Here is a 21132-nt window from a genome sequence, read left to right as displayed (position 1 = left end):
TATTGAGTACCCCTTGAAAAGTCTTCGAATTTATAGACCGCGTTGCGGAGCGGCCTTTCCTGCCTTGCGCAGATACGGGTTGTGGACCCGTTCGCGCCCAATGGTCGTCTCAGAGCCATGGCCGGGCAGCACAACCGTCTCGTCAGGCAACGGGAGCACCTTGTCCCGCAGGCTTGCCCACATCTCAGTCATGTCGCCGCCCGGTAGGTCGGTGCGCCCAATGCTGTCCCTGAAGAGCACGTCTCCCGTGAACACGAGAGGTTCCTCTTCGCCGGTGCCGGGAAGCCGGAACATCACCGACCCGCCGGTATGGCCCGGGGCATGATCGACCGTGATCTGCAGCCCGGCGATGTCCATGACCATGCCGTCGGTCATTTCCGCGATGTCATCGGGCTCGGCATAAGTGAACTGACCGCCAAACAAAGACGTCAGATCCATCGACAGAGCCTTGGCCGGATCGGCGAGCAACTCGCGGTCGCGCGGGTGGATATAAGCGGTCAGGCCGCGCGCCTGGCACACCGGGGTCACGGAGAAGGTGTGGTCCAGGTGCCCGTGCGTCAGCAGCACCGCGACCGGATGCAGCCGGTATTCGGCGAGCACCGCCTCAAGCTGGTTCAGCACCCCGATGCCGGGATCGATGACGACACATTGCTCGCCCGCGGCTGGCGCCACCACGAAGCAATTGGTGCCGAAAGCCTGCGCCGGGAAACCCGCGACCAGCACTGTAAGTACCTTCCCTCGAAGTGTCGTGCCGAGCTTAATGTTCAATACTCGGTCACAGTTGGTAGGCGGGCATAACCATTTCCCAGCGTTTGCCCGTACACTCGCTCCGGCGTGTGGCTTGACCCTGTGTCTGAAGTCACTGCCGCTTTGTGTGAAATGGGCGACACGTCCGGTTGGGACGCGGTCGATGGTGATCATGGGAGGCCCCTGGTGGCTAGCAGCAGTACCCGTCAGCGCAAGCTGGCGCGCGCCAAGTTTGACCGACAGCTTGCTCGCCGCGCGGATAAGCTGCGCAAGCAGCGCCAGGTACGCGCCGCCGTGGCTGGACTGGTCGCCGTCACGCTCGTGATCCTCGGCGGATTCTGGCTTGGCGGAGCATTCGACTCCAAGCCCGAGCCGGTCACCCCCGCCGCGGACTGCACCTGGAACGGCCAGAACATCGCCGCCAACGACAAGTTCACCGACGAAGGCACCCCGCCGACCGACGTCACCAACTTCGGCACCGCGACCATGACGCTGGCCCTGGGCACCGGCAACATCACCGGCAGCCTCAACCGCACACTCGCCCAGTGCGGCATCGCGAGCATCGAATACCTCGCGAGCAAGGGTTACTTCAACGGCACCAAGTGCTTCGAGCTGACCACCACCGACGGGCACTACGCCCTGCGCTGCGGTGACAAATCCGAGACCGGCGTCGGCGGCGCGAGCTACACCTACCCGCTGGAGAACGCCCCACACGCGAGCGACCCGAACGCCTCACCGTCCCCAGCGCCGTCGGCCTCGCCATCGACCTTCGTCCGGTACAAGCGCGGTGACATCGTCGTCGACTCCAGCAAGAGCGGCAGCCAGTTCCTGATCTTCACGAAAGACTCGACCACGCCGGCGAACTACAGCATCATTGGTTCCGTCACGAGCGGGCTCGATATCCTCGACAAGATCGTGGAAGCCGGCGTGACGATGAGCGCGGCCAACGTGGAGACGAAGCCAAAGCAGGACGTGGTCATCCAGACGCTGACGGTGACCCCGGACGCAACGCCAGCGTCACCGGCACCCTCCGCGACCCCGTCACCGTCCGCTAGCACCGCCAACTGACCCGTATAGGTACGACAGGAGAGCACCGTGAGTTCCACGATCCAGCGCGAACGGGCCGCCGCCCGGGCCCGGCTCGAACGCCAGATGGCAGAGAAGCTTGAAAAGGCCCGTCAGCGCCGGCAACGCGGCGTCATCGCTGGTGCGGCTGCCGCCGTTGTCCTAGTGGCCGGTGGGATCATCTGGGCCGTCGCGGCTGGCGGCGATGAGAAGCCTGCCGACACCGCCACCGGCGACTCCGGCTGTGTCTGGACGCCCGAAGACCTCACCGCCAACCCGGATCTCAAGGACACCGGCACCCCGCCGGCTGGCGTGCCGCCCAAGAAGGGCACCCAGACGATGACCATCGACATGAACATCGGTGTCGTCGAGGTCGAGGTCGCCACCGCCGCAGCGCCCTGCACGGCGCGCAGCATGTCCTATCTGGCCAGCAAGAACTACTTCGACAACACCAAGTGCCACCGGCTCGTGACCGAAGGCATCAAGGTGCTGCAGTGTGGTGACCCGGCGGGCAAGGGAACCGGTGGCCCGTCTTACAAGATGGCCGAAGAGAACCTGCCGAACTACACCGAGTACGAGAAGAACTACCCCGAGGGCACCATCGCGATGGCGAAGACCCAGCAGCCCAACAGCACGGGTAGCCAGTTCTTCATCGTCTGGGGCGCGACTCCGCTGCCCGGTGACTACACCATCCTCGGAAAGATCACCAAGGGCCTCGACCTCATCAAGGCCGTTGGTGCCGCGGGCGCCAAGCCCGCTGACGAAAGCGGAACTACCGCGCCGAACACCGAGGTCCTCATCAAGACCATCCGCGTGACCGAGCCGCAGGCATAACGTTTCAGCGAAAAGAGCCCGGGCGAAGCGATTCGCCCGGGCCTTCTTATGCCCCTGAAGTGACCCGGTAGCAGTCCATGACGCCCTCGACCTGACGCACCGCGTTGAGCAGATGCCCAAGGTGCTTCGGGTCAGCCATCTCAAAGCTGAAGCGGCTCACCGCGATCCGGTCGCGCGTCGTCGTGACGGTCGCGGAGAGGATGTTGACCCGTTCTTCGCTGAGCGCCCGCGTGATGTCGGCGAGAAGTTTGTGGCGGTCGAGCGCCTCGACTTGGATCGCGACGAGAAACATGGAGCCGGCGGTCGGCTTCCACGTCACCTCCACCACGCGATCAGCCTGGGCACGCAGCTCTTCAGAGTTCGTGCAGTCGCTGCGGTGGACGCTAATGCCACCGGAGCGGGTCATGAACCCGAAGATGGTGTCACCGGGCACCGGCGTGCAGCAGCGGGCCAGTTTGATCCAGACGTTGGACACGCCTTTGACCTCGACACCGGGGTCGTGGCCAGGCGCCCGGGTGCGGCTTGGCCGCGTCGGGACGGTCGTTTCCGAGATGTCCTCAAGCGCGCCCTCTTCGCCACCGTAACCAGCCACGAGCTTCTGCACGACAGCCTGTGCGGAGACGTGTCCTTCCCCGACAGCCGCGTAAAGCGACGTGATGTCGCCGAGGTGCAGCTCACGGGCGATCGCAAGCAAGCCGCCCGCAGTCAGCAAACGCTGCAGTGGCAAGCCCTGACGGCGCATCGCCCGCGCGAGCATGTCCTTGCCCGCGTCGATGGCCTCGTCGCGCCGCTCTTTGTTGAAGTATTGGCGGATCTTGGTTTTCGCCCGCGACGACTTGACGAAGCCGAGCCAGTCCTGCGTCGGGCCAGCGGTCTCCGATTTGGACGTGAAGATTTCGACAACGTCGCCATTGGACAGCGTCGACTCCAGCGGCACGAGCTTGCTGTTGACCCGTGCGCCGATACACCGGTGACCGACCTCGGTGTGCACGGCGTAAGCGAAGTCGACCGGGGTCGAACCATTAGGCAGCGCGAGGACTTCGCCCTTGGGCGTGAAGACGAAGACTTCCTGGCTGGACAGATCGTGGCGCAGGGCGTCGAGGAACTCGCCCGGGTCACTGGTCTCCCGCTGCCAGTCGAGCAGCTGCCGCAGCCACGTCATGCCATCGATGTGGCTCGACGGGCCGGTAACGGTGGCCGCCTTGCCTTCCTTGTATTTCCAGTGCGCGGCGATACCGTACTCGGCTGTGCCGTGCATGGCGTGCGTGCGAATCTGCATCTCCACCGGCTTACCGGTTGGCCCGATCACGGTGGTGTGCAGCGACTGGTAGAAGTTCATCTTCGGCATGGCGATGTAGTCCTTGAACCGGCCAGGAACCGGTTGCCATGCGGCATGAATGACGCCAAGAGCGGCGTAGCAGTCGCGGACGGTGTCCACGAGAATGCGGACGCCGACGAGGTCATAGATCTCGTTGAAGTCGCGGCCACGCACGATCATCTTCTGATAGATCGAGTAAAGGTGCTTGGGGCGCCCGGAAACCTTGGCGTTGATCTTCGCGCTGCGCAGGTCATTGCCGACGCGATCGGTCACCTGGCGCAGCAGGTTGTCCCGCTGCGGCGTGTGCTCGCCGACGAGCCGCTGAATCTCCTTGAACCGCTTGGGGAACAGGTGGGCGAAGGACAGATCCTCCAGCTCCCACTTGACGGTATTCATACCGAGGCGGTGCGCCAGCGGCGCCAGGATCTCCAGCGTTTCCCGCGCCTTCTGCTCACGCTTGGGCGGGGGCAGGAAGTTCAGGGTGCGCATGTTGTGCAGGCGGTCGGCCAGCTTCACGACCAGCACACGGGGATCTTTGGCCGTCGAGACAACCATCTTGCGGATCGTTTCCGCCTTCGCCGAATCACCAAGCTTGACCTTGTCCAGCTTGGTGACGCCGTCGACGAGCAGCGCTACTTCTTCGCCGAAATCGGCGCGTACCTGTTCCAGGGTGTACTCAGTGTCCTCAATGGTGTCGTGCAGCAGGGCGGCCACCAGTGTGGTGGTGTCCATGCCGAGGTCGGCCAAGATGCTCGCGACCGCCAGCGGGTGAGTGATGTACTCATCCCCCGACTTGCGGAACTGGCCATCGTGCCACTGCCGGGCCGTCTCATAGGCCTTCTGCAGCACTTTGATGTCGGCCTTAGGGTGAGCCGCACGGTGTGCCCCGATGAGCGGCTCCAGCTCCTCGCTGATGCTCGCCGATTGCCATGGCGCGTTGAAGCGCGAGAGCCTGGCCCGCACGCGGCGGCCCGAAGGCACCGCGCCGATGATGCTCATCCCGAGCCGGTCAGTGCCGGGCGCAGCTCGCACCTCAGGCGTCTGCTCGGCCGGCCCAGTCTGCCCGTTGGCCGCGTCAGGCGGGACGGCAGCCTGCGTCTCGGCAACGGTCGCAGCGGGACTGACTTCCTGAGACACCGGCCGCTCCTTAGGCTTCTCGGATGACCCATGCTACCTGGACAAGCTCGTTGCAGCGCAGTTGCGCGCTTGGGGTCACACGGTGAGCAGGGAGTAGACCTCCCGCCCCGCCAGCCGCTCCCGGCCGTTGAGGAAACCGAGTTCCATCAGCACGACTAGCCCCGCCGCCTCGCCGCCGGCGCGTTCGACCAGCTCAAGGGATGCTTCTGCCGTGCCACCCGTGGCCAGGACATCGTCAACCACCAGCACACGCTGGCCCGGCTTGAACGCGCCTTCGCTGATTTCCAGGGTCGCTTCGCCGTATTCCAGCGCGTAAGAAACGGAATGTGCGACACGCGGGAGCTTGCCCGCTTTACGGATCGGGATGACCCCCGTCCCGGCGGCATAGGCAACTGCGGCGGCGAGCACGAACCCACGGGCTTCAATGCCGGCGACGGTGTCGAAACTTCCCTGATAGCGCTCAATGATGTCGTCGATGACCGCACGGAAGGCGGCTCCATCGGCGAACAGCGGGGTCAGATCCTTGAATACGATCCCCGGCTTGGGAAAGTCAGGAACGTCAACGACGTGGCTGGCAATCACCGCGGTGGCGTCTTGGGTCACGCCTAACAGTAGCGCCCGGCATCCTGAGCTGGATACCGGGCGCTCCTGACAGTGCATTGATTAGCGGCGTTTACCCGTGCCTTGGCGGCCGGTGTTGCCTTGCCGCGCCGGGCGAACCGGCTTGGCGCCAGCCTTCGGCGCGACGGGAGCGGCCGGCGCAGCCGCTGCGGCGACGACCTTCTTCTCGCTGACTGGGCCTTCGGCGGCCGCCTTGGCGAGCTGGGTGCGGCGGGCCAGAACGCGCTTGGTGTGGTTCTGGATGACCGGGTCCATCTCCTTGAGCCACACCAGAACCGGCGAGGCGAAGAACAGCGACGAGAACACGGCCATACCCATACCGATGAACAGCACCAGACCGAGGTCCTTCAGCGTTCCGGCACCGAGCAGACCGGCACCGATGAACAGCAGACCACCGACGGGCAGGAGGGCGACCAGCGAGGTGTTGATCGACCGCATGAACGTCTGGTTCAGCGCGAGGTTGGTCGCCTCGGCATAGGTCTGCGTGCTGCTTCCGGTGATGCCGCGCGTATTTTCCTGCACCTTGTCGAACACCACGACGACGTCGTAGAGCGCGAAACCAAGGATCGTCAGGAAGCCGATGACCGTGTTCGGCGTGACCTCGAAGCCAACGACCGAGTAGATGCCAGCGGTGACAAGCAGGTTGAACAGCAGCGACACAACAGCCGCCACGGCCATCCGCCACTCGAACCGGACCGACAGGTAGGCGGTCACGGCGGCGAGGAAGATGACAAGTGCCCAAAGTGCTTGCTGGGTAACGGATTCACCCCAGCGCGCACTGATCTGGCTGTCGCTGATGTCGCCCTGGGCGTCGATGTTGTACTTCGCGGCGATCGCCTGCTTGACCGCGTTGGACTCGTCGGCGGTCAGCGCTGGCGTCTGGATCGAATAGACCGCTTCCGCGCCGTCACCGATCTGCTGGCCCGGGTTGATCCGCGCATCAGGCTGGAACTTGTGCACCTCTGCGGCGACAGCTTCCTGAACCTCGGTGATGCTCGGGGAAACGCTGGCCGGAATGGTGAACTCGTTGCCACCCGTGAACTCGATGCCGCCCTTGAAACCGAACACGAACAGCGCGATGATCGCGACCAGCGTGATACCGCCGGCGACCGCGAACCACTTCTGGCGCTTGCCAACGATGTTGAGGTTGGCCTCGCCCCGGTAGAGGCGGGAAGCGAAACCGGTGATGTCGGCCATTAGTTGGCCTCCTTTGCTTCACGCAGGACGCGGCCGAGACCACTGACCCGGGGCGAGAGGAACGCCTGGGTCCGGGCGAACATCGCCATGATCGGATAACGGAAGAGGAACACCACGAGCAGGTCGAGCGCGGTCGCGATGCCGAGCGCGAAGGCGAAGCCAGCAACCGGGCCAGACGAGACGAGGTAGAGAATCACCGCCGCCATGAGCGAAATCGCGTTGGCGGTAAGGATCGTGCGCTTCGCCCGAACCCAGGCCCGCTGCACCGCGTTGCGCGGGCTGCGGCCTTCACGGATCTCGTCTTTGAGACGTTCGAAGTAAATGACGAACGAGTCCGCCGCGACACCCAGCGAGACGATGAAACCGGCGATGCCAGCCAGGGTCAGCGTGAAGCCCATTGTCCGTCCAAGGACGACCAGCGCCCCGAACGTCAGCAGACCCGACAGGATCAGCGACAGGAAGATCACGGAACCGAGCAGGCGGTAGTAGAAGAACGAGTAGATAACCACGAGCAGCATGCCGATGCCGGCGGCGAGCAGACCCGCGCGCAGGTACTCAGCGCCGAGCGTCGCGGTGACCGTCTTCGACTCCGGAACCTCGAAGTTGATAGCGAGGGCACCGAAGTTCAGGTTGTCGGCCAGCTTCTTCGCGGTCCCAGCCGTGAACGAGCCGCTGATCGTGGACGTTCCGGTGAGGACACCCTGAATCTCTGGCGCGGACACGATCGAGTTGTCCAGCACCGCGGCCACCCGGCACCGCTGCTGCTCGCCGAGAGCCACGGTCTCGCACTTGGTGGTTCCGTTGTTGTTGTAAGCCTCACGGGTCAGGTCAGTCCAGCGGGTCTGCCCGTCACCGGTGAAGTCAAGGTTGACGACCCAGCTGCCGCTGACCTTCGACTGGTCGATCAGTGCCGACGCGTTGGAAACATCGGTTCCGGCGACCTTCGCGACGTCAAGCAAGTACTTGCCGTCGCCCTCACAGGCCACAACCTGCTGGTCGCGCACATCGAGCGAACCCGGCACACGCTTGTTCAGCAGTTCACAGGTCACCTGCGGGATGTTGTATTGCATCGCCGGGGTCAGCGAAGCGATCTCCCACTTGGCCTGAAGCTTGCCAAATGGCGCGAGCTTCTTGATGACCTCGGCGTCGGTCGCGGGCGCGGTGAGCGACGTCGCCGCCGCCCAAGCCTCATCGCCGACGAGCTTCTTCAGCTCATCCTGCGTCAGCGTGCGGCCATCCGACTCGGCCGTGGCCGAAGATGTCGCGGTCGGAGTTGGCGTCGGTGTCGGCTCCATGGCCGAGCCACCGCCCGTGCCGCCCGAAGGAGTCGCCGATGGCGTCGAGGACGCGGTCGGTGTAGAGGTGGGCGTCGTGGAGGCGCTGGGGGCTGGCGCTGGGTTAGCAGCCGCACCCGAACCATCCGTTATGTTGAGCACCTTGCGGAAGTACAGTTTGGACGCCTGGCCGACGTCACGTAACACGTCGCTCTTCTGCGCCGCGACGGAGATGACGATGAACCGGTCGCCTTCCGTCACCACCTCGGCTTCGCTAACGCCCTGGGCGTTGACCCGCTCCTCGATAATCTCGCGTGCCTTCTCGAGGTCATCACGGTTAGGCGGGTTGCCGTCTTTCGTCGCGGCTTCGAGCGTGACCCGGGTGCCTCCGACGAGGTCCAGGCCGAGCTTGGGCTGGAAGCGTTCGGCCACGGTGGCGCCCTTAGGTGCGCCAAACCAGACCAGCGCCCCGAGCACGACGAAGATGGCTGCCAGCGCGGCTAGGTACCGCGACGGGCGCATCTGTTTCTGAGGTGGTGCCACGGCTTTCGTGTCTCCCCTGGGATGCCCCGCTCAGCATCCGGCCGAGCGGGGTTGACGGATGGGTGGTGAGAAGTCAGATCTTCTTCTTGGATTCCTGAATCGGACTCACTGGCTCATCGGCCGGGTGGTCGACTTCAGCGGCCTCAGGCGCGGTCTGGGTAAGGACCCGCGCGACGGCCTGGCGTGCGTAACGGGCGTTGACCCCGGGCGAGATCTCCAGCGTCACGCTCTCGTCGTCAGCCGAGACCACCGTGCCGTAGAGCCCGCCGATGGTGATGATCTCGTCGCCGGCGCCGAGCTGCTTCTGCATTTGCTCGGCTTCTTTACGGCGCTTGGACTGCGGCCGGATGAACAGGAAGTACATAGCGCCAAATAGCAGGGCAAACATGCCTACTGTGGTCAGGAGGTTGCCGCCACCCTGCGATGCGTTTTCTGCTAATAGCACTTCGCGTGCCCCTTCAAATGGCCTCCGCGGCGCACCAGGGCACACCGATGGAGGCGGCTATCGACCGTTCGGATCGCCGGAAGTCTAGTCGCTGCGCAGCCGTTCGCACACATGCGGTAGAGATCACGTTCGGATCACGACCCAGAAAAAAGGTCGGGCGCCGCGTCGACGCCGCCCCCGAAAGTACCATTCGGCGGCGTTTGCCCTAGATGACGCCACGCTGCGGCTGTTGCTACCCGGCCTCGCGGCGTCCTCGCGAGCAATCCCGCGCGTACCAAAAATGGCTCAACGACCTCTTCGACGGTGTCCGGCTGCTCGCCCACCGCCACGGCGAGCGTCGACAACCCCACCGGTCCCCCGCCGAAGGACTCCACGAGGGCCCGCAACACCGCCTTATCCAGCCGGTCCAGCCCGATATCGTCCACGTCATAGACCTTGAGGGCGGCCCTGGCGGCGGCCGTGGTGACGACCCCATCACCGCGTAATTCCGCATAGTCGCGCACTCGCCGCAACAGGCGGTTGGCGATCCGGGGCGTACCCCGTGAGCGTCCCGCGATCTCAGCGATGCCTTCATTCGTGGCGGCGACACCCATGATGCGGGCGGAACGCTTCAGCAGCAGGGCCAACTCGGCACCCTGGTAGAACTCCAGATGCCCCACGAACCCAAACCGGTCGCGCATCGGCCCGGTCAGCAAACCGGATCGCGTGGTGGCCCCGACGAGGGTGAACGGCTCGACATCCAGCGGAATGGCGGTCGCGCCCGGGCCCTTGCCCACGATGACGTCGACCCGGAAGTCCTCCATCGCGCTGTAGAGCAACTCCTCGGCCGGTTTCGCTATCCGGTGAATTTCATCGATGAAAAGAACATCGCCTTCCTGAAGCCCAGTCAAGATGGCCGCGAGGTCGCCTGAGCGTTCGATTGCCGGGCCTGACGTCATCCGCAGTCCCGCGCCCAGCTCAGCCGCGACGATCATCGCCAGCGTGGTCTTGCCCAGCCCAGGCGATCCGGAGAACAGGATGTGATCGGGCGGCGAGCCGCGCTTGATCGCGCTGTGCAGCAACACTTCCAGCTGTTCGCGCACTCGTTCCTGCGCGACGAATTCGTCGAGGCGCTTCGGGCGCACGGAGGCTTCGGCGTCGCGCTCGGCCGGATCGGCAGCCGCGCTCACGAGACTCATTTGTTCTTACCTAGCAAGCGAATGGCCTGTTTGAGCAGGACCGGAACCGGTGGCGTAGTGCCGTCGATGGTCTCGGCCACCGCGGCGACCGCCTGGTCGGCCTGCGCCATGCTCCAGCCGAGGCCGACAAGTCCCTGGCGCACCTGTTCGGTCCAGGCCATCGACCGTCCACCTTGGACCGGAAGCGCCGAGACCGGGCCGACCTTGTCGCGCAACTCCAGCACGATGCGCTCGGCGCCCTTCTTGCCGATGCCGGGCACTTGCGTCAGCGTGGACAGGTCACCCTGGCTGATCGCGGCTCGCAGGGCTTCTGGGGTGTGCACACTTAACGCGGCGACCGCGATTTTCGGCCCGACCCCACTGGCCGTCAGTAACAGCTCGAATAGCTGCTTCTCGTCCTCTGAGGCGAAGCCGAAGAGGGTCAGAGAGTCCTCGCGCACGATGAGTGCCGCCGCTAGGCGGGTTTCCCGCCCGACGCGCAGTGACGCCAGCGTCGGCGGCGCACAGTGCAGGGCCAGCCCGATGCCGCCTACCTCGACGACGGCCACTTCGGCGCCCACCGAAGCGACGACACCACTCACACTCGCGATCATCTAACGGCTCTCTTTACGGCTTCTTCAATGCGCGAACGGGTTCCGCCACGCCACACATGGCAAATGGCCAAGGCCAGGGCGTCGGCAGCATCGGCCGGGCGAGGTGGAGTGTCCAAACGCAACAGCTTTGTCACCATGGTCGTCATCTGCTTCTTGTCGGCCTGTCCCGAACCGGTGACCGCCGCCTTGACCTCGCTCGGAGTGTAAGTCGAGACGGGCAGCCCAGCGCGCGCGGCCGCCAGGATCGCCACCGCGGAGGCCTGCGCGGTGAAGATGACGCTGCCGACGTTGTGCTGGCTGAACACCCGTTCCACGGCAACGCTTTGCGGCTGATGCTTTTCCAGCAAGATGGCCAGCTCACGGTCGAGGTGAAGGAGCCGCTCGGCCAGATCGGTGCCGGGATCGGTCCCGATAACGGCAACGTCCACAAGCGAACAGGCACGGCCGGGGACGCCATCGACCACGCCCACCCCGCAACGGGTCAGGCCAGGGTCCACACCGAGCACACGCACCGAACGCACGTACGACACCCTACTGCCCGCCGGCCGGCCCGCAAAGCATGGGCCCGCCGAACAGACCTGTTGGCGGCGCATGAAAGCGCCTACGAGCTGGCGCGTATCCCCGCCAGCACCATGTCGACGATTTGAGTGGGAAGCAAATCGTTGTCCAGCTTGGGGTTCCAGCGCATGAGACGGTTCATCAGCACCGGCGTGGTGATCGCGGTGATGACCACTTCGACGTCGATATCGGAGCGAAGCTCGCCATCGGCGATGCCTTGAAGCAGCACCTGCCGGGTGACGTCACGGCGGGGCTCAATCATTTTCTGCCACACGTCGTAAGCCTCGGGGCTGCGGATCAGCTCCGGCATGACGCACGGGAACATCTTGGCGCCATCGTCAACGGCCACTTTGGACAGCAGCGAGATGAGGCGCTCCCGCACGTTGGCACCCTCGGGCTGTGGTGGCGGGCCTTTGAGCTCAAGCAGGGCATCGGTGAGCATGGCCTGTTTGTTGGGCCAGCGCCGGTAGATGGTCGCCTTGCCCACGCCGGCTCGCGTGGCCACGGCTTCGATCGACAGCGCGTCGAAGGTCACGCCCTCGCTAAGCAGCGAGACGATCGCATCGATGATCGCTTGGTGAGCATGGCTGCTCCTGGGACGGCCCGCACGGGTCGCTTCCCCTGGAGCAGCCAAGCCAATCGTCATGACGCAGACCCTACAAGTTCCCGCTCGGGAGCCGGAACCGGCGCGGCGGATTCCTTACGGGGCAGCCACGTTACCGCGACGATAGCGCCGAGGACAGCGACGGCGACCGATCCCAGAGCGGCCCAGTGCATCGCGCTGATGAAGGCGGTGTTGGCGGCCTCCAGCAGAGGCTGTCCCGCCGGGCCGAGCTTCGGCGCGACACCGTAGGCACCCGTGATCGACTCGCTCGCCAGATCGCGGGCCGATTCTGGCAGCGCGGCCGCCGCCGGAGCGATCTGATCGCGGTAGACGCCCGCGACGATCGAGCCGAGGACCGCGAGCCCGAGAGCGGCCGAGACCTGACGGACCGTGTTGGACACCGCCGAGCCCACGCCAGCCTTTTCGCGCGGCAGGCTCGACATGATCACGTTCATCGCCGGGGGCATGACCGAGGCCATACCAACGCCCATGAGGAAGAAGACGACAAGGATCGTCCAAACCGGAGTTGTGCTGTCCCAGAACGCGATCGACAGGAACGTGCCAGCCGACAGCAGGATGCCGAAGGCGGACAGGGCACGCACGCCGACCCGCTTGACGAAGTTCGTGCTCAGCGGCGCGAAAATCATCTGTCCCACGGCGAACGGCACCAGCAGCGCACCGCTTTGCATCGGCGAGTAGTCCCGCACCACCTGCAGGTACATGCTCACGAAGAAGAACGAGCCCATCGAGGCGAAGAACAGCAGCCCGATCCCCGCGATCGAAGCGGAGAACCTGCTGTTGCGGAACAGCTTCACATCCAGCGAGGGATGGGTGCTGCGTGCCTCGAGGAAGATGAACAACGCCAGCACCACAGCGCCACCGATGATCCACGCCCAGACCGAAAGCCGTCCGAATCCGTGCTCACCGCCGTCAACGATGCCGTAGGTCAGGGCCATGAGACCCACGATCGACAGCAGGACACCGGCAAAGTCGATCCTGCCAGGGCTCGGGTCACGCGATTCGGGCACCAGGATCACGACCGCGATCAGGCCCAGGATGATGATCGGCACGTTGATGAGGAAGACCGAGCCCCACCAGAAGTGCTCCAGGAGGAACCCGCCGAGCAGGGGGCCGATGGCGATGGCCAGACCGACGGAGCCGGTCCAGATGCCGATCGCCTTGCCCCGCTCACGGGGGTCGAAGACGTTGGAAATGATCGAGAGAGTGACCGGCATGATGGCCGCGCCGCCCAGGCCCATGAACGCGCGCGCGGCGATCAGCTGGCTTGGCGTTTCGGCATAGCCGGAAAGGAATGAGGCCAGTCCGAACAGGACCAGGCCGGTGATGAGCATGCGCTTGCGGCCCCAGCGGTCTCCGAGGACGCCAAAGCTAAAGAGCAGACCCGCGAAGACCAGAGTGTACGAGTTGACGGACCACTCGAGTTGACTCTGCGTGGCCCCCAGTCCGTGGACAGGGTCAGCCAGCGTCCGCATCGCCACGTTGAGCACGGTGTTGTCGAGAACGACCACAAGCAGGCTGACCACAAGTACCCCGAGGATCGCCCAGCGCCTCGGGTGGCCAGTGTTTCCTTCTAACGTCACGCGCCGGACGTTACTCCGCGTAGATTCGATACGGAACGGTTCCGTATTCAATGTGACGGTGATCTCAAGCGACCCTGGTGCAAGGGACTTCTATACGAACCTGTTCGGCTGGCCGGCACATGTGTCGCCAGAGCCGGAAGCCATGGGCTACACGCTGTTTCACAAGGATGGCAAGGCCGCTGCCGCAGCCGGCCCGCTCATGAACCAGGCAATGCCGGTGGCTTGGATGACGCAGGTCAGCGTGACCGACGTGGACGAGGCCGCGGCGAAGATCGCCAAGGCAGGCGGGCAGGTCATCGTCGCGCCTATGGACGTGTTCACGCAGGGGCGCTTCGCTGTGGTCACCGACCAGACGGGCGCACCGTTTGGGCTCTGGCAACCGCGGGACATGTCCGGCGCGGACATCTTCAACGTGGACGGCGCATACACCTGGTCCGAGCTGACGACACGGGATCCCCTGGGCGCCAAGGAGTTCTACCGTGAGGTGTTCGGCTGGGAGGCCCACGACCGCGAGAACGGACCGGTTACGTACACGACGTTCAAAGTGGATGGCGCCCCGCGGCCGGCATGATGCCGATGGAAGGCGACATGTGGCCAGCCGGCTTCCCGAACCACTGGATGGTCTATTTCGCCGTTGATGACCCCGACGCCAAAGCGAAACTCGCCGAGGACCTGGGTGGTGCGGCATCCGTGCCGCCACAGGACATCGCCGCGGGCCGATTCGCGGTGGTGAACGACCCGCAGGGCGCCTACTTTTCCATCATTAAGATGCGTCCGGACCTCCGGGCATAACGCAGCGGTTGGGGCCCAGAAAGCACTGGGCCCCAACGGTTTTCAGCAGAAAGTTACAGCGTCAGCGTCCAGCTGTTGATGTAACCGGTGTCGATCGAGGCCGCGTCGCGAACACGCAGGCGCCACAGACCGTTGCGCACCTCAGACGAGAGGTTGCGCGTGTAGGTCGCGACGATGTTGTCCGCGCTGCCGCCAGTGCGGTTGTGCAGGTTGTAGACCGAGCCGTCGGGCGCGATGAGGTCAACCACGAGGTCACCCTGGTACGTGTGCACGATGTTCACCGCGATCGTCGAGGTCGCCGAGGCGTTACCAGAGCAGCCCGAGATCGTGATGTTGCTGTAGACGGTGGTGTTGTCGGGGATGGACACGTCGGTGCCGTTGGTAACCGCACCACATCCACCGGTCGTGCCCACAGTCCAGGTGAAGGAAGCTGAACCGCTACCGCCACCCGTCGCCGTGATGGTGGTGTTGTACGTGCCCGCCGTGGTCGGCGTGCCGCTCACGGTGCCGGTGGAGGAGCTGATCGACAGTCCTGGCGGCAAGCCAGTAGCCGACCAGGTGTACGGCGGCGTTCCGCCGGACGCGCTGTTGTTCAGCGTGACCGCGGTGCCGACCGTGCTGTTCTGGTTGCCGGGGTTGGAAACCGTTGGGCCGCCTGGGGTTCCCTGGCAGCCGCCGATGGTCGCGGCGGCGCTGCAGATGGCCGAGGCGAAGTAGCGAACCTCGGTGTAGACGCCGGGGTTCTGTGGCCGCGCGCAGCCGATGCCCCAGCTGACAATGCCGATCTGGATCCATTCGTTGGCCGCGTTGCGCTTGGTCATCGGGCCGCCGGAGTCACCTTGGCAGGTGTCGACGCCACCGGACGACCAGTTACCCGCGCAGATCTCCTCATCGAAGATCAGGCTCGAGTACGAGCTTCCAGCTGACGCGCACTGGGTGTCGGTGATGAACGGGACCTGGGCCTTGAGCAGGTAGCGCTGCTGAGCGCCGCCTTCGCTAGCCGCACCCCATCCCATGACCTGGAAGTTGCCGTTGTGCAGTGACGTGTCCGTCGCCAGTTTCAGCAGGGGCACACCGTTGATCGGCTGGGAAATCCGGATCAGCGCCCAGTCCTTGCCGTTGCCGTTGTAGCCGGGTGCCCGCAGCACGTAGTTCGACTGACGCGTGACCCGGTTGGGGTCCTGCAGGTCGACCGCACCCTGCGTGACGGTGATCGACGTGTTGTTACCCGTCGCGCCGACACAGTGAGCGGCGGTGAGGATAAGCGTTGGCGTGTAAAGCGAGCCGCCACAGCCCATGGACAGCCGCACGACCCAGGGGAACTCACCCTGGGCGGCCGGAGTTCCGCCGACGACCTGTGGTGTGACCGGATCAGCGCTCGCTGGGGCAGTGGTGGCGACGGCACTCATCGTGACGCCGAGAATCACCACCAGTCCCGCGCGCACCGCGCTCCGTAGTGTTCTCACATTCCCTCCCTCAGGTTTGCCCGGGGTTACCGGGCTTTCGAGGAAGGTATGCGACCGCAGCGATATTTAGCAATATTGAACGGTATGATTTAATGACGCTATCTGAACGTCACGCGAGCGTGGTCCCGCCAGTGCGACAGTCCCTCCACCGACCCCTGAGTTTCCAGCCCGGCAAGGGATCGCCGGTTCCACAACAGCAGGTAGAGATCGAATGCCGGACCGTAGACCCGGCCGTCTGAAGCCGTTCCCGGCCCGTCCACAGTGGACGCACCAGTTTCGTCGATGTTAACGGTCCATGCGTTTGTCGTGTCAGTGCTGACAAGCGTGAATGAAACCAGCTCCGGAGAAGTCAGCTTGCTGGGCCGCCGGGCGAAGAAGCCATGCAGGATCTCGTCGATGCCGTCAACAGCGAAGTCACTCGTGGCTGGACTGGCCCCGGCACCGCTGGCTAACTGCGCGTCCACGCGATGGATAGCCGTCTCGTGCGCTTGCCGCCGTGCCCAGAAGCGCGTTCCGCTCAGGCCACTGGGCAGAAACGTAAAGCACTCCAGCTCTGGGTCCGCCGTTTCGAGCGTCGCCAGCAATAGAGCGTGCCCTTCACGGAACCACTCCAGCAGATCCGCGTCGGCTTCAGGCCACGTCGCCTCAGACTGCGCGACCGACGTCAGCTGCTCGTCCACGTGGCGCCGGGCCCAGCGGTGCACTCGTCCGGCATGCCGGACCAGGTCACGCACTGTCCACTCCGGACACGTAGGGACGGTGGTGTCGAACCCGGCCGCCTCAGCGGCATCGGCCAAGAGCATGCCTTCAGTGCGCAGAAACGCGATGTGCTCCGTGTGGTCCATGCCGATAGGGTAATCACCATGAAGATCACCACGGAAGCGGAACTTCGTGAGCTGCTAGGTGAGAAGCATCCACGGGCCGCGGTCAAGGACCGCCACCGGCTGCACGAGCGTGACCGCGAGTGGCTGGCCGCCTCACCGTTCGTGCTCATCGGCACATCAGATGCTCAGGGCCGCGGCGATGTCTCCCCCAAGGGCGATCCGCCCGGATTCACGCACGTCATCGACGACGTCACGATCGCCATTCCGGAACGGCCGGGCAACCGCCGCGCGGACGGGTTCCACAACATCCTGCAAAACCCCCAGGTCGGGCTGCTCTTCCTGGTTCCGGGCCGCACCGACACGCTCAGGATCAACGGCAAGGCTCATCTGGTACGCGATGAGCCGTTCTTCGACGAGATGGTCGTCAAGGGACACCGCCCCGAGCTGGCTCTCGTGGTCGAGGTCGAGCAGATCTTCTTCCACTGCCCCAAGGCCTTCATGCGGTCAAAGCTCTGGGAGCACGAGTCATGGGGCGGGCACGACCTGATGCCACACGCCAAGATGGTGAAATCCCTCGACTATGTCACCGAGTCGCTGGAAGAGCTGGAGGCCTACTACGGCCCCTCCTACGCCGATCGTCTCTACCGCGCCACATAATCACCGGATGCGAAAGCTCCTCTGGATCGCGCTCGCGGGGGCGGCGTGCAGTCTCGTGGCGATAGCCGACACGCTGCTCCCTGGCCCGCTCCGACTCCCCCACCCCGGTTACCTGCTCGTCTTCTTCGGCACGCTCCCGGTCGCGGGCGTCTTTGTCTTCCATGCGGTCAAACTGGGCCGTCATTGGCCCCGGCAACTCCTGCAAACGCTGCCAGCGTCAGTGAAAACGGGCGTTGCGGTGCTCGGTGGCCTGGCCATCTTCCACTTCGCCGTGATGCTGCCGGAGGCGAGTGCGAAACCGGCTGGGCCGGCCCTGGTCTCGGCTGAGGTCTATGAGAATGACGCGAAGTTCTGGCGCCGCTTCACCTCGGGAAACGTGCTCATCCTTTACACGGTCGCCGCCGCGGGACTGTTCGCGATAGTCAGGCGCCGAGAAGGTCAATGAGCTGTTTGGCGTTGCGCTGGGCGTAGTCGGAGTAGCAGTTGTTCATCAGCACGTGAGTTTCCTTGGCTGCGCTGGAAAGCTTGCGCAGCTTCGGCGCCCAGTCCTTGAGTTCGCGCTCTGAGTAGAGATAGCCGAACTTCTTGTGAATGTCGTTGCTCGTCCACTCTTCGCTGCGCCCGTGAAAGCGCACCAGCGCGAGATCGGCGGTCGCTTCGGCCACCGGCGGGATCGATGACTTGTGCCCCTGCGGCATGTCGACGCACACGAACGGCAGGTGGTGCTTGCGCAGCAGCTCCAGCGTTTCTTCCTTGTTGTCGCCATCAAACCACGACGCATGCCGGAACTCGACCGCGATTTTCAGTGGGCTGCACCGTTTCTTGACCTCGACCAGGTAGTCCTTATTGGACCGGCGGATGGTGAACCACGGCGGAAACTGAAACAGCAGCACGCCTAGCTTCTTCGCGGCGACCAGCGGGTCCAATGACGACAGAAACCGGGTCCAGATCTCCTCATAGGTCTGCGGTTGCAGGTCTTTGGGATAGATGTTGGCCTTCGCGTGTTCCGGGCGGATGTCCTTGTAGATCGTCGACGTCTTCACCGGATGCCCCGTGAGCAGACCGTAGGCCTTGATGTTGAACACGAAATCGGCCGGGGTGCGGGCCGCCCAGAGGGCGGTGGTTTGTTCCGCGGGCGGGGCGTAATAGGTCGCGTCCACTTCCACGATGGGGAATTGCGAAGCGTAGAACTCCAGCCGCTTCTCAGGGTTCTTGGCCGCTTCAGCGGGATACCACCCGGACTCCAGCAGGGTCTTGTCCGTCCACGAGGCGGTCCCGATCCGGATCTTTCCCATGCTGTTCATCCTTTCACTAAGCTAACGGTATGGCCCGGCCTAACGAGGTAGTTGGTGCGCTTTTACTGGAATTTGCCGACCTGCTCTCGATGACGGGTGGGCAAGCGTTCAAGGCACGGGCCTACGAGAAGGCGGCCAAAGCGGTCAGCGGTCACCATGCTGATATCTCTACCCTCGATCTCAAGCAGTTAGAGCAGATCCCCAACGTCGGTAAGTCCACGGCGGCGAAAATTCTCGAATACCTGAGCACCGGCAAGATCGAGACGCTCGAGAAGATGCGCCTGAAGATGCCGGCCGGCCTGCGGGCATTGATGAACATTCCTGGGCTCGGGCCGCAAAAGGCCGTCGCACTACACAGCGAGTTAGGGATTGGCTCCGTAGAGGAGCTGACCGCCGCGATCGAGGCGGGCAAACTCGAAGGCCTGCGCGGCTTCGGCCCTAAGACGGTGGAAAACATCCTGCACGGCATCGAGGTCATGCAGGCGGGCAACACCGGCCGGGTGCTCATCTCGACAGCGATGGCCGTCGCGGAGGAAATCATCGCTGACCTCAAGCAGGTCAAGGGAACCGAGAAGATTACCTACGCCGGATCGTTGCGCCGCATGAAGGAAACGATTGGCGACGTCGACATTCTGGCCGCCGCCAACGACTCTGGGCCGCTCATGGAACGGTTCGCCAAGACCCCGCTCAGTGAAGTCATCGTCAAGGGACCGGCGAAAACGTCGATCCGGACGGCTCGTGGGCTGCAGGTCGACCTCAGGGTAGTACCAGCGAAATCTTGGGGTGCCGCTCTTATGTATTTCACCGGGTCCAAAGAACACAGCGTGAGCCTGCGCACGCGGCTGGTGCGGCAGGGTTTGAAGCTGTCGGAATACGGGCTGTTTCGCGCTGAGGACAACGAATTGCTCGCGGCGGAAACCGAGGAAGATGTCTATGCGCGCCTTGGCCTGCCATGGATTCCGCCGGCCTTACGCGAAGACCGTGGCGAGCTCGATGGTGACTTGCCGATGCTGGTACAGGAGTCAGATCTCAAGGGCGACTTGCACACCCACACCAACTTGACCGATGGCGTCGCTCCCCTGGCCCGGATGGTGGAGGCCGCGGCCAAGCGGGGCTACAGCTACTACGCGATCACCGATCACGCGAAGAACTTGCCGATGCAGCGCATGACCGACGAGAAGATGTTGCGGCAGCGCGAAGAAGTGCGTGCCCTCGACGCGGGACCGATGACACTGCTGCACGGCACCGAGCTGAACATCGATCCCGATGGTGAAGTGGACTGGGACCATGACTTCCTGTCCAAATTCGACATCACCGTCGCGTCCGTGCACTCGCACTTCTCGCAGCCGTCGAAGGTGATGACCCAGCGCATCATCAGGGCCTGCGAGAACCCTTACGTGAACATCATTGGTCACCTGACCACCCGCAAAGTCCTCAAGCGCCCGCCGGTGGACGCCGATTTCGACGCCGTGTTCGAAGCCGCTGCCGCCACCGGGACGGCGATCGAGATCAACGCCCACCCGGATCGCCTCGACATCAACGATGACCTCATCCTGCGGGCGAAACGGCACGGCGTGAAATTCTCCATCGACTCCGACGCCCACTCCACCGGCCACCTCAACCTGATGCGCTACGGCATTGGGATGGCCCAGCGCGGCTGGCTGACCAAGGCTGAAGTCATCAACACGTGGCCATTGGCGAAACTGCGGGCTTTCGTCAAGTCGAAACGTAAGATTTAGAGCCGTGGCAATCTTTCCGGATGAGGCGTTCACCTTCTACGAAGGTCTTGAGGCCGACAACTCAAAGACCTACTGGGCCGAGCACAAGCACATCTATGACCGCGCCGTAAAGGAGCCGCTGACAGCGACGCTCGAGCAGCTCGCTCCGGCGTTTGGCGGCGATGTCTTCGTGTTTCGCCCCTATCGCGACACCCGCTTCGCCAAGGACAAGTCGCCGTACAAGACCGCGCAGGGCGGCCTGGTCGAAACCGAACCAGGGATCGTCTATTACCTGCAAGTCTCGGCCGAGGGCGTGCTCCTCGGCGGTGGCTTCCACGCCCGCGACCGCGACCAGACCGCTCGCTACCGCGCCGCCGTTGACGAAGATCTCAGCGGTAAAGCGCTGGAGAAGATAACGTCCACATTGGAGAAAGCCGGCTTCACTATTGGTGGCCCACAGGTCCGCACCCGTCCCCGTGGTGTGCCGGCCGACCACCCACGCCTAGACCTGATGCGCCGCGAATACGTCAACGCCAGCAAGCGCGTTGACCCCGATACCATCACGATCGCGGCCATCCGCAAACAGTGGGTCAAGCTCAACCCCCTGCTCGAATGGGCACGGCAATACGCGCCGCCCGCGCTTGATGTCGCCTAACGGACAGGTG

Annotated in this window: 22 protein-coding genes; 8 read left to right on the top strand and 14 right to left on the bottom strand. The window is 64.2% G+C overall.

The genetic code is table 11. The annotated features are described in order from the left end of the window. Window positions 1-30: 30 nt before the first annotated feature. Window positions 31-723 carry an MBL fold metallo-hydrolase gene (locus tag A3E1_RS0106630; protein WP_020519970.1) on the bottom strand — a complete coding sequence of 231 codons (693 nt, stop codon included), beginning with the start codon at window positions 721-723 and terminating at the stop codon, window positions 31-33. Window positions 724-933: 210 nt separating this feature from the next. On the opposite strand from A3E1_RS0106630, the gene A3E1_RS0106625 reads away from it, so the two are divergent. Both A3E1_RS0106625 and A3E1_RS0106620 read left to right on the top strand, forming a co-directional pair. After that, complete coding sequence (locus A3E1_RS0106625) at window positions 934-1815, top strand: peptidylprolyl isomerase (protein ID WP_026208158.1); 882 nt, start codon at window positions 934-936, stop codon at window positions 1813-1815. Window positions 1816-1842: 27 nt separating this feature from the next. Then, window positions 1843-2646, top strand: coding sequence for a peptidylprolyl isomerase (locus A3E1_RS0106620; RefSeq protein ID WP_020519968.1), 804 nt, complete (start codon window positions 1843-1845; stop codon window positions 2644-2646). Between the two features lie 46 nt (window positions 2647-2692). Here A3E1_RS0106620 and A3E1_RS0106615 read toward each other — a convergent pair whose 3' ends face one another. From A3E1_RS0106615 to A3E1_RS0106570, 10 genes are all read right to left on the bottom strand, one after another. Then, window positions 2693-5101 (bottom strand): RelA/SpoT family protein, encoded by a 2409-nt coding sequence (locus tag A3E1_RS0106615; RefSeq protein ID WP_020519967.1) that lies wholly within the window; start codon window positions 5099-5101, stop codon window positions 2693-2695. Window positions 5102-5176: 75 nt separating this feature from the next. Further along, window positions 5177-5704: an adenine phosphoribosyltransferase gene (locus tag A3E1_RS0106610; protein WP_020519966.1), complete on the bottom strand. Its 528-nt coding sequence runs from the start codon at window positions 5702-5704 to the stop codon at window positions 5177-5179. Between the two features lie 60 nt (window positions 5705-5764). Then, on the bottom strand, window positions 5765-6919 hold the full coding sequence (gene secF, locus A3E1_RS0106605) for a protein translocase subunit SecF (protein ID WP_020519965.1): 1155 nt from the start codon (window positions 6917-6919) through the stop codon (window positions 5765-5767). After that, window positions 6919-8715, bottom strand: a complete 1797-nt coding sequence (gene secD, locus A3E1_RS0106600; protein ID WP_020519964.1) for a protein translocase subunit SecD — start codon at window positions 8713-8715, stop codon at window positions 6919-6921. Before secD ends, secF begins: the two co-directional genes overlap by 1 nt. Before the next feature lie 94 nt (window positions 8716-8809). Next, window positions 8810-9181, bottom strand: a complete 372-nt coding sequence (gene yajC, locus A3E1_RS0106595) for a preprotein translocase subunit YajC (RefSeq protein WP_026208156.1) — start codon at window positions 9179-9181, stop codon at window positions 8810-8812. 134 nt (window positions 9182-9315) lie between these two features. Next, window positions 9316-10359 carry a Holliday junction branch migration DNA helicase RuvB gene (gene ruvB, locus A3E1_RS0106590; protein WP_020519962.1) on the bottom strand — a complete coding sequence of 348 codons (1044 nt, stop codon included), beginning with the start codon at window positions 10357-10359 and terminating at the stop codon, window positions 9316-9318. Further along, window positions 10356-10952, bottom strand: a complete 597-nt coding sequence (gene ruvA / locus A3E1_RS0106585) for a Holliday junction branch migration protein RuvA (protein ID WP_020519961.1) — start codon at window positions 10950-10952, stop codon at window positions 10356-10358. Before ruvA ends, ruvB begins: the two co-directional genes overlap by 4 nt. Further along, on the bottom strand, window positions 10949-11464 hold the full coding sequence (gene ruvC, locus A3E1_RS0106580) for a crossover junction endodeoxyribonuclease RuvC (protein WP_026208155.1): 516 nt from the start codon (window positions 11462-11464) through the stop codon (window positions 10949-10951). Before ruvC ends, ruvA begins: the two co-directional genes overlap by 4 nt. Window positions 11465-11553: 89 nt before the next feature. Further along, entirely contained in the window at window positions 11554-12156 is a 603-nt protein-coding gene (locus A3E1_RS0106575; RefSeq protein ID WP_020519959.1) for a TetR/AcrR family transcriptional regulator, read from the bottom strand. Beyond that, window positions 12153-13715 carry an MFS transporter gene (locus tag A3E1_RS0106570; protein WP_026208154.1) on the bottom strand — a complete coding sequence of 521 codons (1563 nt, stop codon included), beginning with the start codon at window positions 13713-13715 and terminating at the stop codon, window positions 12153-12155. The genes A3E1_RS0106575 and A3E1_RS0106570 overlap by 4 nt, the downstream gene beginning before the upstream one ends. A 52-nt stretch (window positions 13716-13767) precedes the next feature. Here A3E1_RS0106570 and A3E1_RS39240 point away from each other — a divergent pair, with 52 nt between their 5' ends. Beyond that, complete coding sequence (locus tag A3E1_RS39240; protein ID WP_020519957.1) at window positions 13768-14286, top strand: VOC family protein; 519 nt, start codon at window positions 13768-13770, stop codon at window positions 14284-14286. Between the two features lie 17 nt (window positions 14287-14303). After that, window positions 14304-14507, top strand: coding sequence for a VOC family protein (locus A3E1_RS46620; RefSeq protein WP_157631337.1), 204 nt, complete (start codon window positions 14304-14306; stop codon window positions 14505-14507). A gap of 53 nt (window positions 14508-14560) precedes the next feature. On the opposite strand, the gene A3E1_RS39235 is transcribed toward A3E1_RS46620, so the two are convergent. Continuing rightward, entirely contained in the window at window positions 14561-15973 is a 1413-nt protein-coding gene (locus A3E1_RS39235; protein ID WP_322786251.1) for a trypsin-like serine protease, read from the bottom strand. Window positions 15974-16071: 98 nt separating this feature from the next. Further along, complete coding sequence (locus A3E1_RS0106555; protein ID WP_020519954.1) at window positions 16072-16818, bottom strand: maleylpyruvate isomerase family mycothiol-dependent enzyme; 747 nt, start codon at window positions 16816-16818, stop codon at window positions 16072-16074. Window positions 16819-16830: 12 nt separating this feature from the next. Between A3E1_RS0106555 and A3E1_RS0106550 the strand changes: the two genes are divergently transcribed. Next, the gene (locus A3E1_RS0106550; protein ID WP_026208153.1) at window positions 16831-17454 is read left to right on the top strand and encodes a pyridoxamine 5'-phosphate oxidase family protein; all 624 of its coding nucleotides are present in this window, start codon (window positions 16831-16833) and stop codon (window positions 17452-17454) included. Window positions 17455-17461: 7 nt separating this feature from the next. Then, window positions 17462-17899, top strand: coding sequence for a hypothetical protein (locus A3E1_RS0106545; RefSeq protein WP_020519952.1), 438 nt, complete (start codon window positions 17462-17464; stop codon window positions 17897-17899). Here the strand turns inward: A3E1_RS0106545 and A3E1_RS0106540 are convergent. Further along, window positions 17877-18749 carry a DUF72 domain-containing protein gene (locus A3E1_RS0106540; RefSeq protein WP_020519951.1) on the bottom strand — a complete coding sequence of 291 codons (873 nt, stop codon included), beginning with the start codon at window positions 18747-18749 and terminating at the stop codon, window positions 17877-17879. The genes A3E1_RS0106545 and A3E1_RS0106540 overlap by 23 nt on opposite strands. A 29-nt stretch (window positions 18750-18778) precedes the next feature. Here A3E1_RS0106540 and polX point away from each other — a divergent pair, with 29 nt between their 5' ends. Together polX and A3E1_RS0106530 are read left to right on the top strand one after the other, a co-directional pair. Next, a complete protein-coding gene (polX, locus tag A3E1_RS0106535; protein WP_020519950.1) occupies window positions 18779-20488 on the top strand; it encodes a DNA polymerase/3'-5' exonuclease PolX in 1710 nt (569 codons plus the stop codon). A gap of 4 nt (window positions 20489-20492) precedes the next feature. Further along, on the top strand, window positions 20493-21122 hold the full coding sequence (locus tag A3E1_RS0106530; RefSeq protein WP_020519949.1) for a DUF2461 domain-containing protein: 630 nt from the start codon (window positions 20493-20495) through the stop codon (window positions 21120-21122). The last annotated feature ends 10 nt before the right edge of the window (window positions 21123-21132 follow it).

The organism is Catelliglobosispora koreensis DSM 44566 (assembly GCF_000379685.1).
Classification (GTDB): Bacteria; Actinomycetota; Actinomycetes; order Mycobacteriales; family Micromonosporaceae; genus Catelliglobosispora; species Catelliglobosispora koreensis.
The sequence above is the reverse complement of the archived record's forward strand: the minus strand, read 5'-3'. Positions and strand labels throughout refer to the sequence as shown.

Excerpts from the sequence above, each read along its gene's own strand:
- secF (WP_020519965.1), bottom strand. The coding sequence starts at position 6,919 with ATGGCCGACATCACCGGTTTCGCTTCCCGCCTCTACCGGGGCGAGGCC.
- secD (WP_020519964.1), bottom strand. The coding sequence starts at position 8,715 with ATGCGCCCGTCGCGGTACCTAGCCGCGCTGGCAGCCATCTTCGTCGTG.
- ruvB (WP_020519962.1), bottom strand. The coding sequence starts at position 10,359 with ATGAGTCTCGTGAGCGCGGCTGCCGATCCGGCCGAGCGCGACGCCGAA.
- ruvA (WP_020519961.1), bottom strand. The coding sequence starts at position 10,952 with ATGATCGCGAGTGTGAGTGGTGTCGTCGCTTCGGTGGGCGCCGAAGTG.
- A3E1_RS0106575 (WP_020519959.1), bottom strand. The coding sequence starts at position 12,156 with ATGACGATTGGCTTGGCTGCTCCAGGGGAAGCGACCCGTGCGGGCCGT.
- A3E1_RS46620 (WP_157631337.1), top strand. The coding sequence starts at position 14,304 with ATGTGGCCAGCCGGCTTCCCGAACCACTGGATGGTCTATTTCGCCGTT.
- A3E1_RS0106555 (WP_020519954.1), bottom strand. The coding sequence starts at position 16,818 with ATGGACCACACGGAGCACATCGCGTTTCTGCGCACTGAAGGCATGCTC.
- A3E1_RS0106545 (WP_020519952.1), top strand. The coding sequence starts at position 17,462 with ATGCGAAAGCTCCTCTGGATCGCGCTCGCGGGGGCGGCGTGCAGTCTC.
- A3E1_RS0106540 (WP_020519951.1), bottom strand. The coding sequence starts at position 18,749 with ATGGGAAAGATCCGGATCGGGACCGCCTCGTGGACGGACAAGACCCTG.
- polX (WP_020519950.1), top strand. The coding sequence starts at position 18,779 with ATGGCCCGGCCTAACGAGGTAGTTGGTGCGCTTTTACTGGAATTTGCC.